At 34.4% G+C, this 18,226-nt stretch carries 19 protein-coding genes and 1 pseudogene; 9 read left to right on the forward strand and 11 right to left on the reverse strand.

All coding sequences use genetic code 11. The features are described from left to right. Window positions 1–3: 3 nt before the first annotated feature. From AAGD44_RS02645 to AAGD44_RS02685, 9 genes are all read right to left on the reverse strand, one after another. Window positions 4–1,491 (reverse strand): replicative DNA helicase, encoded by a 1,488-nt coding sequence (locus AAGD44_RS02645; protein ID WP_341764454.1) that lies wholly within the window; start codon window positions 1,489–1,491, stop codon window positions 4–6. Window positions 1,492–1,953: 462 nt separating this feature from the next. Next, window positions 1,954–2,889 carry a thioredoxin-disulfide reductase gene (trxB, locus tag AAGD44_RS02650; protein ID WP_341764455.1) on the reverse strand — a complete coding sequence of 312 codons (936 nt, stop codon included), beginning with the start codon at window positions 2,887–2,889 and terminating at the stop codon, window positions 1,954–1,956. Between the two features lie 174 nt (window positions 2,890–3,063). Next, window positions 3,064–3,993 carry an AEC family transporter gene (locus AAGD44_RS02655; RefSeq protein WP_341764456.1) on the reverse strand — a complete coding sequence of 310 codons (930 nt, stop codon included), beginning with the start codon at window positions 3,991–3,993 and terminating at the stop codon, window positions 3,064–3,066. Window positions 3,994–4,110: 117 nt separating this feature from the next. Further along, the gene (locus tag AAGD44_RS02660) at window positions 4,111–4,983 is read right to left on the reverse strand and encodes a ribonuclease D (protein ID WP_341764457.1); all 873 of its coding nucleotides are present in this window, start codon (window positions 4,981–4,983) and stop codon (window positions 4,111–4,113) included. 66 nt (window positions 4,984–5,049) lie between these two features. Continuing rightward, complete coding sequence (xth, locus tag AAGD44_RS02665) at window positions 5,050–5,835, reverse strand: exodeoxyribonuclease III (protein ID WP_341764458.1); 786 nt, start codon at window positions 5,833–5,835, stop codon at window positions 5,050–5,052. A 172-nt stretch (window positions 5,836–6,007) separates the two neighbouring features. Continuing rightward, complete coding sequence (locus tag AAGD44_RS02670; RefSeq protein WP_341764459.1) at window positions 6,008–6,880, reverse strand: hypothetical protein; 873 nt, start codon at window positions 6,878–6,880, stop codon at window positions 6,008–6,010. Between the two features lie 122 nt (window positions 6,881–7,002). Then, window positions 7,003–8,394 carry a 2-polyprenylphenol 6-hydroxylase gene (gene ubiB / locus AAGD44_RS02675; protein WP_341764460.1) on the reverse strand — a complete coding sequence of 464 codons (1,392 nt, stop codon included), beginning with the start codon at window positions 8,392–8,394 and terminating at the stop codon, window positions 7,003–7,005. Between the two features lies 1 nt (window position 8,395). Then, window positions 8,396–9,199: a bifunctional demethylmenaquinone methyltransferase/2-methoxy-6-polyprenyl-1,4-benzoquinol methylase UbiE gene (gene ubiE, locus AAGD44_RS02680; RefSeq protein ID WP_341764461.1), complete on the reverse strand. Its 804-nt coding sequence runs from the start codon at window positions 9,197–9,199 to the stop codon at window positions 8,396–8,398. A gap of 183 nt (window positions 9,200–9,382) precedes the next feature. Continuing rightward, window positions 9,383–10,027, reverse strand: coding sequence for a hypothetical protein (locus tag AAGD44_RS02685; RefSeq protein ID WP_341764462.1), 645 nt, complete (start codon window positions 10,025–10,027; stop codon window positions 9,383–9,385). A gap of 298 nt (window positions 10,028–10,325) precedes the next feature. On the opposite strand from AAGD44_RS02685, the gene AAGD44_RS02690 reads away from it, so the two are divergent. After that, window positions 10,326–10,619, forward strand: coding sequence for a hypothetical protein (locus AAGD44_RS02690; RefSeq protein ID WP_341763459.1), 294 nt, complete (start codon window positions 10,326–10,328; stop codon window positions 10,617–10,619). 11 nt (window positions 10,620–10,630) lie between these two features. After that, window positions 10,631–11,524: an IS3 family transposase gene (locus AAGD44_RS02695; RefSeq protein WP_341763476.1), complete on the forward strand. Its 894-nt coding sequence runs from the start codon at window positions 10,631–10,633 to the stop codon at window positions 11,522–11,524. Between the two features lie 18 nt (window positions 11,525–11,542). Here the strand turns inward: AAGD44_RS02695 and AAGD44_RS02700 are convergent, their stop codons facing one another. Further along, window positions 11,543–12,127: a hypothetical protein gene (locus AAGD44_RS02700; RefSeq protein WP_341764463.1), complete on the reverse strand. Its 585-nt coding sequence runs from the start codon at window positions 12,125–12,127 to the stop codon at window positions 11,543–11,545. 355 nt (window positions 12,128–12,482) lie between these two features. On the opposite strand from AAGD44_RS02700, the gene mutM reads away from it, so the two are divergent. The 7 genes and pseudogenes from mutM to AAGD44_RS02735 all read left to right on the forward strand — a co-directional run bounded on the left by mutM (window position 12,483) and on the right by AAGD44_RS02735 (window position 17,923). Continuing rightward, a complete protein-coding gene (gene mutM, locus AAGD44_RS02705; RefSeq protein ID WP_341764464.1) occupies window positions 12,483–13,301 on the forward strand; it encodes a bifunctional DNA-formamidopyrimidine glycosylase/DNA-(apurinic or apyrimidinic site) lyase in 819 nt (272 codons plus the stop codon). Between the two features lie 161 nt (window positions 13,302–13,462). Continuing rightward, complete coding sequence (gene rpoZ, locus AAGD44_RS02710; protein ID WP_341764465.1) at window positions 13,463–13,861, forward strand: DNA-directed RNA polymerase subunit omega; 399 nt, start codon at window positions 13,463–13,465, stop codon at window positions 13,859–13,861. A gap of 43 nt (window positions 13,862–13,904) precedes the next feature. Continuing rightward, window positions 13,905–14,297, forward strand: a complete 393-nt coding sequence (acpS, locus tag AAGD44_RS02715) for a holo-ACP synthase (RefSeq protein WP_341764659.1) — start codon at window positions 13,905–13,907, stop codon at window positions 14,295–14,297. Window positions 14,298–14,416: 119 nt separating this feature from the next. Then, window positions 14,417–15,040 carry a BON domain-containing protein gene (locus tag AAGD44_RS02720; RefSeq protein ID WP_341764466.1) on the forward strand — a complete coding sequence of 208 codons (624 nt, stop codon included), beginning with the start codon at window positions 14,417–14,419 and terminating at the stop codon, window positions 15,038–15,040. Window positions 15,041–15,239: 199 nt separating this feature from the next. Beyond that, window positions 15,240–15,857 (forward strand): annotated as a pseudogene (locus tag AAGD44_RS02725) (septal ring lytic transglycosylase RlpA family protein); the annotation flags it as partial. A 97-nt stretch (window positions 15,858–15,954) separates the two neighbouring features. Next, on the forward strand, window positions 15,955–16,938 hold the full coding sequence (pdhA, locus tag AAGD44_RS02730) for a pyruvate dehydrogenase (acetyl-transferring) E1 component subunit alpha (protein WP_341764467.1): 984 nt from the start codon (window positions 15,955–15,957) through the stop codon (window positions 16,936–16,938). Window positions 16,939–16,942: 4 nt separating this feature from the next. Next, on the forward strand, window positions 16,943–17,923 hold the full coding sequence (locus AAGD44_RS02735; RefSeq protein ID WP_341764468.1) for a pyruvate dehydrogenase complex E1 component subunit beta: 981 nt from the start codon (window positions 16,943–16,945) through the stop codon (window positions 17,921–17,923). A gap of 36 nt (window positions 17,924–17,959) precedes the next feature. Here the strand turns inward: AAGD44_RS02735 and AAGD44_RS02740 are convergent, their stop codons facing one another. After that, entirely contained in the window at window positions 17,960–18,202 is a 243-nt protein-coding gene (locus tag AAGD44_RS02740) for a hypothetical protein (protein WP_341764469.1), read from the reverse strand. Between the last annotated feature and the right edge of the window lie 24 nt (window positions 18,203–18,226).

Consider the following 18,226-nt stretch of genomic DNA (forward strand, 5'->3'; position numbering starts at 1 on the left):
AAATTACCTATCCATTTTTTTTTGCAAATTACTAAATTTTGAATATTGGCTATCATAGTGAAGTTGAACATTACCAATAGGACCATTACGATGTTTTGCTATAATAATATCAGCAACATTATAGACTTTATTTAATTTATTCAGCCATTCAGTATGTTTATCATCACCTGTTGAAGGTTCTTTACGTGTTAGATAATATTCTTCACGGTAAATAAACATTACTATATCTGAATCTTGTTCAATGGAGCCAGATTCTCGTAAATCAGATAACATAGGTTTTTTATCGTCTCTCAGCTCTACTGCTCTGGAAAGCTGTGCTAAGGCAATTATTGGGATATTTAATTCTTTAGCTATCGCTTTTAATCCTTGAGTAATTTCTGAAATCTCATTTACCCTGTTTTCTGCTTTACTGATTCCTCTAATTAATTGTAGATAATCTATAAATAATATACCTAGATTATGCTTGCGTTTCATTTTTCTCGCTCTACTACGGATAGCCCCAATCGATAAAGCGGGGGTATCGTCAATAAAGAATGGTAAGCTGCTCAGGTTAATCACTTCTTTACGTAAACGATTATATTTATCCTCAGTAATATGACCGGACCGCAAGGCAGAAGAATCAATTTCAGTATACATAGAAAGAAGTCTGGTGGTGAGCTGCTCCGACGACATTTCAAGCGAAAAAAAGCCTACAGATTTTGCCTCCTTATCGGATTCACTTTTTTGGGAAAGCATAGAAGTGCAGGCATTGACCGCAAGATTTATCGCAAAAGCTGTTTTCCCCATTGAAGGGCGTCCAGCGATTATCACTAAGTCTGAATTATGAAAACCTGATAATATATGATCTAAGTCAATTAAACCAGTAGAAACCCCTATTACATGCGCAGAATTCTTCATAGCTCTATTGATGCTGGAAAGAGAGTCTGCTAAGGATAGGCCAATTTTAATAAAACTTTTATCGTTAATACCTTCACTAGCTAAATTATATAATTTTCCTTCAGCATGCTCTATTTGTTGATTAGCATCATATTCTAACGATGAATCATAAGCATTGTTAACAACTTCTTCCCCTATTGTAATTAAGTGCCGTCTTACTGCTAAATCATAGATTATTTTACCGTAATCAAGCGGGTTAATTACCATCATTGACATAGTAACTACCCTGCCTAAATATTCACTACCTCCTAAACTTTGGAATAGCTCGTCTCTTTCTAACATACTTTTAAGGGTAACCGGGGTAGCAATTAAACCTTTTTCAGTAATTAATTCAATAGCATTATAGATTTTTTGATGTAATGGTTCAAAAAAATGCTCTACTCTTAAAAATTCAGATACCACATTTAAATAATCATGATTAACTAAGATTGCTCCAATTAGCATTTGTTCGGCTTGGATATTTGAAGGCAACGTACGGCTAATAGGAGCAATATGGGGTATGTCATTTAACTGAACTACTTTACCCACTTCTTCATTTATTTTATTGCGGGCCATAATTTACCAAATAAAAATACGGAATTATATACTATCAATAGGTTCACAGTAATTTTAAAGCAAAATTGTGCTTTAAAAGCTTACTGTATAAGTCGAAAAAGCTCTCGGGATTTTTAGGAAAAACGAAGCTGAGCCAAACTACGTACTCAAATGTACATAAGGAGCGTCAGGCGGCGTTTTGACGACCAAATCATCCTCTAGTCCCACACCAACTAGTTTTCGACTTATGTAGCAAGTCTAATACATATTACCTATCTGGTCATAATAATCGCACGCTGGTCGCCTTTCGTCTAGCTGCCCCTCTTTGCTCAACTGAGGATCAATATCGCGTTTAGGAAGAAATCTCTTCAAAAATTTGTTATTTAATATAAAATTAAACAGCCAATTCATTTTTACCTCCTATTATTAACCTTAATTTGATATAGTAAGTTATCTTGAATTCAAATTAAATTATATAGCAAATTACCCTTGATTTAAATATTTTTCTGCTTGTAGTGCTGCCATGCATCCTGTGCCCGCAGCAGTAACTGCTTGCCGAAAAATTTTATCTTGAACATCACCAGCTGCAAAAACTCCCTCTATACTGGTTTCAGTAGAGTTAGCTTTTGTTATGATATAATTATCTTGGTCTATATCAAGCTGCCCTTTGAATAAATTAGTATTGGGCATATGGCCGATTGCTATAAATATTCCTGTACAATTCACTATACTGATTTTACCGTTCTTAGTATTTTCTAATTTAGCAGCAGTAACAGAGCGGGGCTCTAAGGTCCCCTGTACCTCTATTAACTTATGGTCCCAAATAACGGATATTTTAGGGTTTTTTAATAATCTATCTTGTAAGATTTTTTCTGCCCTAAAATTATTGCCGCGGTGGATAATAGTTACTTTAGCAGCATGATTAGTTAAATATAAAGCTTCCTCGACTGCACTATTCCCCCCACCAATCACCAATACTTCTTGATTTTTAAAGAAAAATCCGTCACAGGTAGCACAAGCAGACACTCCATAACCTTTAAATTGTTCTTCCGAAGGAATATTAAGCCATCTTGCTGCTGCCCCAGTACATATTATAACACTATCTGCGTGATAAATTTTGCCAGAGCCAGTAGTAGCAATAAAGGGGTGAGTTAACAAATCAATTTTTCCTATATAATCGGAGATAATCTGAGTCCCAACATTTTCTGCTTGTCGTGCCATTTGTTCCATTAACCATGGCCCTTGTATAGATTCGGCAAAGCCAGGGTAATTTTCTACATCAGTAGTAATGGTTAATTGTCCTCCTGGTTGCATACCGTTAATTAATACCGGCTCTAACCCTGCTCTTGCAGCATATATTGCCGCAGTCAAACCAGCCGGACCCGATCCTATAATAAGGAGCTTAGTAAAAAAATTCATATATTACCTATCTCTTCTCGCGTTAATTTTTTAAAAGAACACTTATATTGCTCGTATTTCAAGAACCATCATTTTATTTTGAATGGCCAGCACGCGCAGCGTACATATAAGTACGTGCGCACGTGAATTTACGATAAAATAAACAAAACAATTCGGCAAAGTGAGTAGTATAGCTCAATTTAAATCACTTAAAAATATGCTAACCATAATCGGCATATATATTACCACAAACAGTAAGGACAGAAAGACTGTAGTAGCAACTTTTTCAGGATAGAATTTTTGTAAATTTGCTATAACTATTATATTCGCTGCCATAGGGGCGGTAGAGAGTAATTTTAACGCATTATATAGGTTCTCGTCATATATCTTTAAAACAAATCTATCTAACAAAATAAAAAACCCCACACCCAGGGGATAGAATAAAAATTTTGCTAAAAACGTAGCTATAGTAAATTTAATATCTATATCAAATTTTTGCAATACTGAAAGCGCAAGCCCTACCATCACCATACCCAAGATAGAAAATGCCCCTCTCATATTATGGATAAAATCATCAAGAAAATCCGGTAGAGTAAACCCTGCAAAACTAAATAAGCAGCCAAGTAAAAAACCATTTAGAATTGGTAATTTTATAACTTTTAAAATACTTTCGCTAGTATTAGAAAAAGTTCTAGCACAAATATAAAAGCCTACCGTTGTTTCAAAAATATTGACCCCTATCACCGCCATCATATAAAGACTAAGGGTATAGTCGTCAAAAAGTACAGAAGCAATAGGAAGCATGAAATAACCGCCATTAGCAGTGCCAGCCGATAGCGCGATAATATTTCGGGTATGATCCTGCCAATATTTACCAAAAAAATAATAGGAAAACAAGGATAATATGGTCGCTATACAAAAAACGATGACAGTCACACTTAATGCAGATAGTGTTAGAGGAGCACTGGCGGGAATAGCAAAAAAAACAATAGGCGAGATAAAATAGAATAACAATGAGGCTATACTATCCCTTTCAACTTTAGAATATCTTCCAGCTAAAAAACCAATTATTACACTTAGTAATACGGAAATTGTTTTAAAAAAGACTATACTAAAAATTGCCATTTAACCAAGCCAAAGGATATCAGATCACTATGTTTTAGTAATTTTTTAAAAAATAGCAGATTTATCAACAAATGAGAAGAAGTTTATTAGGAGTTAGCCGGGCAATGCCGATAATTATTAGAAATTTTTTCCACTATTCACTTCACGCAAGCCAGTGCATAAATTGCCTATTCTAGTTCTATATATTTTTTTGTTCAAATAATTACTCTCTAATCTTAGATTATTAAAATCTTGATCATTCACAGGTAAATATTGGCAAATCTTAACTAAATCTTCATCTGTAATAAAATGCCGCCTTGGTATATCTATTTTACTAGCGCCCTCTTCCCTGTACCCTGCCATTATTTTCATTTTTTCAATAAAGGTAGGACTATAATTATTAAACCTTACCTTTTTCCAAGCATTGCTGGGGTCCACAATATAATTTCCAATGTTAAGTAAAGACTTAATCTGGCTGTTATAATCTTGTTGTAAATTATTATTTGTGATGACAGGCTGTAATATGTGGTAAATTGGCTCTAAATACTCCACATCTTTAATAGCATAATCTAGCATATCAGCATTAATAGGGCGCTTTAGCCAATTGGATCTTTGATAAGTTTTATCAATTTGAATCCCACAAATTTTGCTACATATATCAGCGTAGCTTAAATACTTCCCAAAATCACTCAGGCCTGCTGCAATCTGTATATCAAAAATATTCTGAGGCAGCTTTTTAAATAAACGGTAAAATATTTCAAAATCTTCCCTTGGGGCATGAAATATTTTTAAGATTTTATCATTAAGAAATATCTTACTCAGAGGGGCAAGATCTATATTACTTAAGTTATCAATTATTACCTTATGATCACTAGTGATAATTTGGATAATGCTAAGCTGGGCAAAATATGTTCTCTCCCGGACGAACTCAGTATCAACCCCTATAATCTTATAGGGCAATAGCTGTTCACAAAAGTTATTTAATCCATTTTGATTATCTATAATCAGCATCTTGACATTGATATTGTGAATATTAATTTGGGTCTATATCATAAATTTACAGTAAATTCAGAAAAATTAATTATTTAATGTTAAAAAATACGGTACATGATCAGAAGGCTGTAACCAATTTCTAGCATCTGGTAAGGCATTGATAGAGACAATATTATCTTGTAAGTTATTGCTAGTCCAAGCATGATCTAGCCTCCGTCCCCTATTTGTTTTTTGCCAATCTACATTCCGATAACTCCACCAAGTATAAAATTTCTGATCATAGGGTACCAAATGGCGGCTACTATCTATAAACTTTAAGGAATGCTGCAATTTCAACAAGGCGGCTCGCTCTACCTGCGTATGACTTACTACATTGCGTAACTGCCGACTAGACCATACATCATGTTCATGCGGCGCAATATTCAAATCTCCCATTAATACAATTTTACTCTCAAAGCTACGGTGGGTACAAAACCATTCTTCTACTAGCCGTATATATTCTAGCTTATGTTTAAACTTGGCATTAAGATGAATATCAGGTATGTCACCCCCTGCTGGCACATAAAAATTATGTATCTCTATTCCAGCTATTTCTACCGCAATATGCCTTTTATCTTGATTATACAATTCAAGAGAAAATTTATTAGTGAAAGGCAGTTTAGATAAAATAGCTACTCCATTATAAGATTTTTGTCCAGCAAAATATGTATATTCATATCCCATGTCAATAATAGCTTGATATGGGAAAAAATCATCTATTGTTTTAATTTCTTGCAAAGCTATCACATCAGGCTGATGTTCTTCGATTAACTTCTTCAGTAAGCCAAGACGTAAGCGCACCGAATTAATGTTCCAAGTCACCAACTTCATTATAATTCTCCAAATTATTTCACTTTAATTCAATTTTACTTTAATTCAAGATAAGAATAAATTCTTATAAATTAATAGCATAAGAACATAAAGAAAATGCCTATAAAGCACAAGCACTTCATAGGCATTTTCTTTATAGCATTAACATTAACTTTTATTACAAATGATAAGGTTATCTAGACATACTATTATTGTTACTTTGATTTGGGGTAGAGGGAGCTGCTACTATTGATGATTTCTTGTCATTCATAAGCGTAACACTATGTTTTGCTAGCGTTTGTGTTATAGCATTTTCTTCTACCCTGTGAGTCTCTTGCACAGGCACTGCAGAGTTAATCAAGAGCTTTTGGGTTGCTATAACATCCATTAATAATTTTTGAGCATCTAATTTAGAGATTGTAGTGTTCTGTGGGGGTTTTTTACTTTGAGCAGCTATTAAACTCGCCATAGCCCCTTTGTCATTTCCCCCTTCTTTTCTACTATCTTGTTGTGGCAGTGCTGCTAGCAGTATTGACGCATCTTCTGGAGATATTACAATATCTCCACTTATATACCCGCTAAAAGCTTCTTTTAGTATTCTTCTAGAGTCTATAAATGTCTTTATACCGCGTGCTTCTACGCCTTCTTCACCTACCCGCCCAACATGTTTAAGTTTTAATAACTTTGTGGGATCTTTAGTAAGAACAGAAAATACTGATTGGATATCATTATCCCTAACATGGAGTTGTTCTAGATTTTGTAAATGTGGAGAATTAACTATAGACTCCAAAGTGTTATCAGTAATACCTAGCTTTGTTAAGTGCAGATAGGTTACCAAGTGCATTGGGTTAGAATTCACTAAATCTACAATCTCTTCTTGTGTTAGTCCATTATTCCTTAATACTAGGTCAGTAACCTTATTATCCTTTATCAACACTTTTAGCTCTTCTATTCTACCAGAAATAGGTTCATTTTCTATACGAACTTCTATATTTGAAGAATCATCTTTTTCTAAATATTTATTCAACCCTGTTCTTATATTCTTATTACCTTCAGCGTTTTTCATAAAATCCTCTAATTTTCCCTTTATATTTTTAATATTAAAGTATCTTGCGAAATTTATGCTAGTAAAAATTAACAAAAATCGTTAGATATTGATTAAAATATTAAAAAATGCTAGCTTTGTCACTATTCTCTATTAATTTTCTCTAATATTCCATTTATGGAGTGTTTTAAAATCCGCAACATTTTAGCCTCGAAGCTAATATTCTTAGCGGCCCATTTTTTAATCCAAGGCTCAATAAGTTGCCATATATTAATTGTAGGATCAAGGTGTTGCCCTACCCCTTCTACTACTACTATAGTTTTTTGTAGCAGTAATAATTGAGGTTGAACTTCCATCCCAAAATCTTCAGTTATTTTAAATAATTGCCCTAGTAAACTACCTATTGCAATATTGTGGATTCCTTGATCTAAAAGAGGAGAAGTTACTGCTCTACATTTCTGAGCAAAATGATCTAAATTAGTGTGCTGCGGGATATAGCCGGACCGGAGGTGAACTAACGCTACTAACCTATAGTTTTTGGTAAAAAACCCAAATAAACTCTCAGCTATTGCTAACCTATCTTTATCTGGTAATCTACCCATAATACCAAAGTCTAATAATACTATACTACCGTTTGGCTTCACTAAAATATTACCTGGGTGCAAGTCTGCATGAAAAAAACCATCTCTATATACTTGATTAAAAAATATAGTGGCAAATTTTTGGGCCACCTTTTTGGTATCGATATTACACTCTCGAAGCTTAACTTGATCATATATTGAGATACCATCTATCCACTCAGTAGTTAATATATTTTCCTGCGTTAACTGCCAATAAATTTTTGGTATATAGAGATCCTGATCATTTTGAAAATTATCTGCAAGTTCGGAAGCAGCCGCTGCCTCTAAGCGCAAATCCAGTTCAAACCTCATAGCTATCTTGAACACATCTATAACAGCTACGGGCTGTAATCTTTGAAACTTCCACGATAATTTTATTAATAATTTTGCTATATAATAAAGAAACGTAATATCTCTATTGTAAGTATGGTGAATTCCTGGCCTTAATATTTTTACTGCCACTAATTCACCTGATGTTAAGGTAGCTTTATGGACCTGCGCAATCGATGCAGCAGCAACAGGTATATCGTCAAAGCTGCTAAATAATTCATCAATATTTTCTTTAAAAGCAGCCTGAAGAATTTGTCTTACTATTTTACTATCAAATGAAGGTAACTTATCTTGTAGTAACTGTAAATATTTAGCGATTCTATCTCCTACTAAATCTGGCCTGGTAGAAAGAGTTTGACCTAATTTTATATAGATAGGTCCTAGCTCTTTAAAACAGTTAGCTAATCTCAGGCCAAAATCAAGAGAGGGTTTTTTAAATAGATTAATAGGATAAATTACTATCGTTATAAGCCACCCTATCGCTTTTAACCTTCTTGGTAATTTTATAGCACCAGGATAAATTAATATTTGCTGTTTACTTACTACATACAATAAGCGCCACAAATTAAATAATAAACTCAACATATTAGACCATAATTTTATACTGCTCCTTATGCCGGCAGTCTAATTTATAACCACTATGAATCGCTGTAATACTACCTGTCAAATTTTTATAGCTCACTTTACTAAAACCAGCATCCTTTATCATAACAGAAAATTTATCCTGGTCAGGAAAATTACTAATGCTTTCTACGAGGTATCGGTATGCGGACTCGTTATCTGCAATCATCTTACCAATTTTAGGAATAATGTTAAACGAGTAAAATTCATATATTGGCTTGAGCCACTCATTTTCTACTTTAGAAAATTCTAAACATAAAAATTTCCCCATAGGCTTCAAAACACGATAAGCTTCTTTTAAAGCTTGATTAATATTTGCCACATTGCGAATCCCAAAGCTAATAGTATAATACTCAAAACTATTATCTGGAAAAGGTAGTTGCTCTGCACTGCTTGTCACATATTCTAATCCTTGTAATATGTTGCTATTGATTGCTCTTTCTCTCGCTATTCTTAGCATATCGGGGTTAATGTCGCATAAAGTAATATGGCAAATACTACCGCGTAAAGCAGCACGCTTTTTTATCCTAAAAGCTATATCTCCTGTTCCGCTAGCAACATCTAGTATCTGTGATTGTAAATTAGCAATTTGCCTAACCAATTCATCTTTCCACAGTCGATGAAGACCTAAACTCATCAAGTCATTCATTACGTCATATTTATTAGCAACCTTCGAAAAAAGATCCTGTATTAATTCTCTTTTTCGTTCAAAAGTAACTTTGGAAAAACCAAAATCTACTTGCTGTGAATTATTATCATTATTAGGCATATTTATTTCTACCAATGTTACTTACGCACGTTGACTTTCTCAAAATATAGTCAATTAATATAAAATTATACTCCTCTTCCGATGATTTGGCTGCTAGGCGCGATGGTAGAGCCTATAGGTAGTAGGCAAGCTATTTGAGCAACGACGCATGCAAATTCATATCAGAGGAGTAGTATACTCGGATTACCCTAATAATATCACTCCATCTGGCTCCTCTAAATCATTTATCACTCCCTTGAGGAAAGCTGTGGTTAAGCTATTTATATTAAATAAGGACGCTAGATAATCTGGAAGTCTTCCTTGAGTGATCAGCTCTAAAAAATCAAACTTTTCTGTAGCTTCATCAGCAACTTGATTAAATCTCTCATTAATTTCTTGGATTACCTTATTATAGACTTGCATTTGTTCTATTTGTCGTTTTTCAATTTTAAGCAGTTCTTCTGGGCTTACTTCTAATACTACAGCTTTTTTAGTAAAATGTTTTTTTAATTTTGTCAAAAATGTTACTTTTTCTTTTTTTTCTGTCTCCCCACTATGCTGACTTAGAAAATCCCAAACGACTAATAAGTCCCAAAACTTTTCTAAGAATTTTGCAATATCAGTACTAACCCTACTTGCTATTTCATCAACTTTTATAAATTCATGAAACTTCGTATAATTTAAATATAATTCTGCTTCATAAGTTTTCTCTTTTTCTTGCCAATAGCTAATTGGGTCTGATTGCATAATTGCAGGTCCACTACTAATAACTTTACTGTTCATATAAAATAATGGAATAGGTATTATATCACACCATTTTTTTTGTGGTAAAAAAAATTGGTGTGGCACAGGATAAGGTAAGGAAATTTCAAATACCCCCTTTAACTGCCCTATTAGGGATTCCTGCTTTGAGGTAGTTGGTACTACTGACTTATCAGGAAGTATTATATCTTTTAGGGATACGGAAAAAAAACCATATTTACTTTCCTTTACAGGAATTAGAACAGGATGAATTGCTTCTTTCTTGATATTTAATTGCTCTGCTAACTCTTCCTGATTAGGAGATGCGTAATGCGCCCCGAAAACTAGAGCAGTGATAGAGAGACTATTTTATGTTAAAATAAATATAAAATAGGAGCAGTCGAAAATGAGTAAGCCAAAAAGTTACAGTAAAGAATTTAAGTTTAAAGTATCGCTAGAGATGATCCGAGGAGATTTGAGTATTGCTGAAATAATCTCAAAATATCAAGTTCCAAGGTCGGTAATGACAAGGTGGAAGAAACAATTTTTGGAAAATGGTGCTGATATTTTTAAGTTTAGCTATGAAAACGGTAATTCCTCTAGTTCTACAAGCGAAATAGAGAAACTGCATGCAACTATTGGCAAATTGAAGGTAGAAAACGATTTTTTGCAGCTCGTATCTGCCAAGTTGAAACTATAAAGAGGAAAGTGATGGTAGATAAGGATTATAAAGATTTAAGTGTTCGTCGGCAAAGTCAGCTATTGAATCTGAACCGCTCCAGCCTATATTACAAGGATTCGGAGAAGGATCAAGATAATTATTTAAGTAATAGAATAGTTGAGATCTATAGTAATTATCCGATATATGGTTACCGGCGAATAACGGCGATACTTAGGAGAGAAGTGGTAATTGTTAACAGCAAAAAAGTCAGGAGGTTGATGAAACTAATGAATTTGCAAGCAATTTACCCTTCGATTAATACAAGTAAAAGAAACCTAAAAGAAGCTATTTATCCATATTTGCTATCAGGGTTAGAGGTTATAAAGCCAAATCAGGTATGGCAGGTGGATATCACTTATTTAAGGGTACAAAGTGGTTTTATGTATTTGGTTGCATTAATCGATGTTTATACTAGATTAGTAGTAGGATATCGTTTATCAAATAGTTTAAATACAGAGAGCTGTTTGCTAGCGTTAGAAGATGCTATAGCTAAATATGGGAAGCCGTCGATAATTAATAGTGATCAAGGTAGCCAGTTTACCAGCGAGGATTGGATTAATGAATTGAGGAGATGCGTCATAAGCATCAGCATGACGGGCAAAGGCAGGTGTAACGATAATGCCCATATCGAGCGTTTATGGCGATCGTTTAAGTATGAGGGGTCGTATTTATACCGGTGTACTTCAGTTTTAGAGTTGAAAAATAATATCCCGAAATGGTTGAATTGGTATAACAATCAAAGGCCCCATCAGGCTTTGGAGTACAAAACGCCGTTTGAGATATATAGTGGATTTATGGATAAGTCTTGCGACTTACCCACAATTCCACTATTACCACAACAGCTACAAAATTATAAAAATAATATTTTTGTAGATAGTTTATGAAAATAATAGTCTCTCTATTTAAAGCTTTTTTGGTCTAAACATAGGGGCGCAGTTCAATGCAACACTACGCAAATGTCTTACCAAAGTATCTCGACTACCATATTTCAATAACACATACTTAGCAGCATGAGTATGTAAATTTGTTAGCTCATTTTGGGTATAAATAGTAGTAAAATATAATGGTAACCCCGCTGCATGATAGACTGATTGAACATACTCAGCGTTACCTGAAAGTATAAGGTAAGGTTTTTCTTCCTTACTTTCCAATCTGGCTACCGCATATGTGTAAGCCTTAGCAAATTGCTCAGCTGTCAAGGGTATAATTTGCGTTGTTATAGATTGAGTCAGCGGCTGACCTTCTATCGTTTGAATAGAACCGTATACTGCTGCAAGTTCCATTTTGATTTCTTTAGCATCAACTAAATTATCCAAGAACCCTATTGTTTTAGGATATTTATTCAAAAAGATTTCCTTCCCATTCCGCTCTAACCCAATATAAAAATGTCCAGCTAACAATCCCTTGTTAGGATGAATCACAGAGTGGTTACTTAGCTTAATACTACGGTGATGAATATTAAGCGAAAATTTTTGTCTTTTACTCATGGCATATCTCCTATTTGATAATTTTATGCTATGTATCGACAGCAACTTAATATTAGTTTTAATTAACTATTACGTAAGCTATTGCATGAATACAATGATAAGTATTATTAATTGTTTTTTGTAATTTATCACTAATATCATTAATAGCAAAAGATAATCTAGGAGGATGGCGGCGTAATAAACAAAAAGTAAGCAAGATGTAACAATAAAGTTTTTACAAAAAGCCAAGGAAATACTTAAAAAACTCTGATAAGATAATGATTAAGAGAAATTATACTTCCTGTATAAGTCAAAATAGACCGGCAGAAGTAGAGTTTCAAAACAGTCTATCGAATTGAAGTTATAGGATGAATTTATGCCCGAGCTGCCTGAGGTTGAAATATTAAAGCGTTCTTTAGAAGGACAGTTAATGCATTCTACTATTGATAGGTTAGAAAAAACACGTGACAATATACGTTATAGGTTGAGTAGCCAGCTAGAGAAGAATGTGCAAGCCGCAAAAGTGATCATGCTACGACGCAGAGCAAAATATTTAGTAATAGATTTAAATAACGCTTATTCAATCATTATCCATTTAGGAATGAGCGGTAGATTAAGGCTGCAGTCTAATAATTATGAAATACAGAAACATGATCATGTAATTTTTCATTTGCAGAATGAACAAAAGCTGATTTTTAATGATTCAAGACGTTTTGGTATGGTTTACGCTATAGCTACTAGCCTTACTGACGCACAGTTTTTCTATAATTTAGGCGTAGAACCTCTCTCTGATAATTTTACCTTGACATATTTCACCGAGAAAATATTAAGACGTAATATGCCAATCAAAACTTTATTAATGGACAATCAAATTATAGTGGGTATAGGTAATATATATGCTTCTGAGAGTTTATTTATAGCAAAAATAGATCCTCGCAAACCTAGCAACACCTTAACGAATGAGGAAATAAATCGATTAATATTAGCCGTACAAAATGTTTTAAGTAAGTCTATTGACGCTGGTGGTACTACTCTGAAAGATTTTGTTAACGGAGACAATAAAGCCGGCTATTTTCAACAACAATTACAAGTATATGCAAGGTACAAACAGCAATGCCTAAATTGTAGCGCGATTATAGAAAAAATAAAACAAGCAGGTAGAGCCACTTTCTATTGCCCTAATTGCCAAAAATAGTCTTCCTTACTTTCGTACTTCAAGAACCCTTATTTTATTTTGAATGGCGAGCGCGGGCAGCCTACACGTGGGTTCACGATAAAATAAAAAAAACAATTCTTGAAAGATGAGTAGTATAGTTTATAATAGCCCTAGCAGATATTATGTAAAGAGTAAGAAACATGGCTAGAATTACAACCGAGGACTGTACAGAGAAAGTTAAAGGAGGAAGATTTAAGTTGGTAGCATTAGCGGCGCAACGGACAAAAGATATTCTTTCTGGAAGTAAGATCACCATTGCTAATGATAGAGAAGATAAAGCCCCTGTAATAGCCTTACGTGAAATTGCGGCAGGTAATATAACAATCTCCTCCTTAAGAGCTGAGTTACTTAATCGTCTTAGAACCAAAAGCAGAATTGAACCAATTGATGATGAAGAAACTACCCCTTCAGCTGATAAGACTGAAGAAAATTTTGATTATTTACCAAGCGGTTCAGACCTATATGTTACAGAAGACTATTCTGATTTAGAAGATCAAATATTTGATGACAATGTTAGTGAAGAAGAACAAAAAAATTAATAACCCTACATAATTCATTATTACAGGGCGGGAAGAAGTGATAGTGATCGTCGGTATTGGTACAGATATAGTGCAGATCCCAAGAATAGCAAGACTATTAAAGCTATATGACCAACTTTTTATCAAAAAGATTCTATCTTCCTGCGAAATACAGCAATTAACTTCCATAGATAAGGAGCTATATAGCAATTATATTGCCAAAAGATTTGCTGCCAAAGAAGCTGTTAGTAAAGCTTTTGGAAGCGGAATTGGACGCGGGATAAATTTTACAGATATTTCCGTCCTTAATGACGAGCTTGGCAAACCATTTGTTAAAATCTCCTCTCTTACCGATTCGGATCCCCTTAATAATTTTCAAATTTATATATCTCTAGCTGATGATTATCCAGTGGCTATCGCTTTTGTACTTATTAGTACTAATAGACTACCTCTATGATATGCAATATATGAATTATAATCATCACCGCTTAATAGAAAAATCCTTATATTGTGTTGTGTTTACTACAAATATTTATTAGAATGGGGCAAGTTCTAGGGTAATAAATCAATAATACTATGCAACAAGCGAATATTATTTTAATAATTTTAACTTTATCTTTGTTTCTGACAAGCTGCCTGCCAGCGGTATTTGTTGGAGCGGCTGGTTCTACTATAATAGCCGCTAAAGACCAAACATTGGGAGAAACAGTGGATGATGTTAAAATATCAGCGCAAATTAAGGCCTCTTTCATAAAAAATAATTTTAGAGAATTATATACTAAAATAAAAGTAGAAGTCGCCCAAGCTAGAGTGTTGCTTACAGGTATTATAGATAGTGAAGAAGATGCTCTAAAGGCTGTGGAGCTCGTATGGGAGATAATAGGGGTAGAAGAAGTTATCAATGAGCTAGTTATTGACAAAAAAAGTGATAAGTTTGATTTAGGCCAATATACCCGCGATACTATGATTACTACCCAAATTAAAGCCAAAACTTTTCTTAATCGGGATATAAAGTTTGTTAATTATACAATTGTCACGATTAAAGATGTAGTATATATATTTGGTATGGCAAGATCTGAAGAAGAACTAGAGAAAGTGAGTGCTATAGCTTCACAGATTAAGGGAGTGGAAAGAGTCGTATGCCATACTAAAATCAAAAAAAATATTGAGGAGCCCAGTAATACCATTCCCGAAAACTAAATTAGCATTAGGAGTACGAGTGCCCTTGTACCGGAGCGTACATATTAGTACGCAAGGAGGGGGAGCATGAACTAAGGCGAACGTAGATGATTAGTTTTCGGAAATGGTATAATTTCAGAGTGCGACTTTTAAACTACCCTGAGATAGCAATATTCCCAGAACCTAATAATATTAAATGAAAATGGTATATATCAGATCTGTTATATTATTAATATTTTCTATAGGTCTTACTGCTTGCTCAACAGGAAGCAAAACTGCTCCTTATAGAGAATTATCTAAAGAAGATCCTCAGAATATTCATTATAAAGGCCATTATAAAATTGGCAAAAAATATAGTATTAAAGGAAAAACTTATAAACCTGCAGCAGATACACATTACGATGAAGTAGGTATGGCATCATGGTACGGAGCTAATGATGGGTTTCATGGAAAGAAAACTGCAAATGGCGACAGATATAATAAGCATCTATTAACTGCTGCTCACACTAGCCTGCCCTTACCCAGTTTAATTAAAGTGACCAATTTAAATAACCGCAAATCTTTAATAGTTATGGTAAATGATAGAGGACCTTTCTGTAAAAAGCGCATTATAGACGTTTCAGAAAAAGCTGCCGAAGTTTTAGGCTTTAAAAGATGTGGAATAGCAAAGGTGAGAGTGCAGTATATGCATAAAGAAACAAAAGAATTTTTGCAGAACATCGCCTTGCAACCTAAAGAAAATTCTCTGGCACAAAAGAACGTAGCCAACGCAAAATGCAGCGTTAATTGTCATATTAAATTAGTAAACTTAAAATATAAATTAGCGTATGCTCCTTAAGCGCCTGCTTTCTAAAGCAATATATTAGTAAGTAATTCTATAAAATTTTCTTCACTAGCGCTAATATTTTCCTTTATAAATAAAATACGGTATATAGATGATTGTTCCAGGTAAATATAAGTTAAATAAGTCTCAATATCTTGAGTCTTATGAAAAAATGTTATTACTGAGGAGATTTGAAGAAAAATGTGGTCAACTATATGGTATGGGCTTAATAGGAGGATTTTGCCATTTATATATTGGACAGGAAGCAGTGATAACTAGCATAGATTTAGTGAAACAAACTGGTGATAGTACCATTACTAGCTATAGAGATCATGCTCATATTATCTTAGCGGGTACTGAGCCAAAATATGTATTAGCAGAATTAATGGGTAAAGCCACAGGGTGCTCTAAAGGGAAAGGGGGCTCAATGCATATGTTTGACTTTGACAATAAGTTTTATGGAGGGCACGGTATTGTCGGGGCCCAGGTTCCTATAGGCACAGGCTTAGCATTTGCCGAAAAATACCAAAATACTACTAATATTTGTTTTACATTTCTTGGAGATGGAGCAGTGAATCAAGGGCAAGTATATGAAGCGTTTAATATCGCAGCGTTATGGCAATTACCTGTCGTATATATTATCGAGAACAACCAATATTCTATGGGTACCTCAGTTGCTAGATCTACTTTTATTACTGATCTGTATAAAAAAGGGGAATCTTTTGGTATTCAAGGGTATAAAGCAGATGGTATGTCATTAGACTCAATGTATGACTATTCGCAGCAAGCTGCTGAATTTGTTCGAAGCGGCGGGGGACCAATAATATTAGAAGTAAATACCTATCGTTATAGGGGCCACTCAATGTCTGACCCTGCTAAGTACCGTACTAAAGAAGAAGTAGAAAGTTATAAAGAGCAAGATCCCTTATTGCAAGTAAAAAATACAATTCTACTCAATAATTACGCAAGCGAAGAGCAAGTAAAAGAAATTGAGAAAAAAGTGAAAGATATAGTGGCAGGCGCCGTAGAATTTTCAGAAAGCTCTCCCATGCCCGATCCGGAAGAGCTATATACTAATATTTATGTCGATGAGTAAAAATATGTTACAAATAACTGTACGTGAAGCCCTGCGTGATGCGATGCAAGAAGAAATGATCAGAGATGAAAAAATCTTTATTATGGGCGAAGAAGTAGCAGAGTATCAAGGGGCTTATAAAGTAACGCAAGGATTATTAGAACAATTTGGCCCTAAAAGAGTAATAGATACTCCCATAAGCGAACACGGTTTTGCCGGAATTGCTGTGGGAGCGGCTTTTGCAGGTCTCCGACCAATTGTTGAATTTATGACTTTTAATTTTGCAATGCAGGCCATGGATCAAATAGTTAATTCTGCGGCTAAGACTCATTATATGTCTGGTGGGATAATCAAATGCCCTATCGTGTTTCGCGGCCCCAATGGAGCCGCCAGTAGGGTTGCAGCCCAACATAGTCAGAATTACGCGGCCTGTTATAGCCATATTCCCGGCCTTAAAGTAGTAGCACCCTATAGCGCCGAAGATCATAAAGGGTTACTTAAAACTGCCATTCGTGATGATAATCCGGTTATATTCCTAGAAAATGAAATCCTATATGGTCATAGTTTTGAAGTATCCGAAATAGTGGAACCGATACCATTTGGCCAGGCAAAAAAACTTATAGAAGGGGATGACGTAACAATCATCGCATTTTCTTTGCAAGTTAAGTTAGTATTAGAAGCTGCTGCGAGCTTAAAAGAACTAGGAATTAATTGTGAAGTAATAGATTTAAGAACTATAAAACCGTTAGATATCGAAACCATACTAGAGTCAGTTAAAAAAACTAACAGATTAGTCATTATAGAAGAAGGCTGGTTCTTTTCAGGGGTGGGTGCAACTATCGCAAGTATGGTGATGAGTAAAATCTTCGATTATCTAGATGCTCCTATAGAGATCGTTTCAGGCAAAGACGTACCTCTCCCCTATGCCGCCAATTTAGAAAAATTAGCCTTACCTACTATAGAAGACGTAATAAATAGCGTAAAAAAAGTATGTTATAGCAAATAACTTTAGAGTACAATTTATAAAATGAAAAAATTGTAATTAGAGCTGTCTTCCTATACCTTTATTATTAGCTTTTTCTAGCTTTAATGGGAGCGATTTATTATTACTAACGTTTCTAGCACTGGCTGGTAATTTCGGAGAGTTATTACTATTCAACAAAGCTGCCAGTTGAGCTTTAAGCTCCTGCGCCTCTGGGGGAATCTCTGTATTAATTGTCCGAATTTTTGGGAAATTATTTTGGATATTGACCTCAAATTCCTTGATTTCCTCAGGAAGTGTCAACAAAAAAACATTTTCGGCTTTAAG

Origin of the sequence: Candidatus Tisiphia endosymbiont of Beris chalybata, from assembly GCF_964026555.1 — a bacterium.
Taxonomy (GTDB): domain Bacteria; phylum Pseudomonadota; class Alphaproteobacteria; order Rickettsiales; family Rickettsiaceae; genus Tisiphia.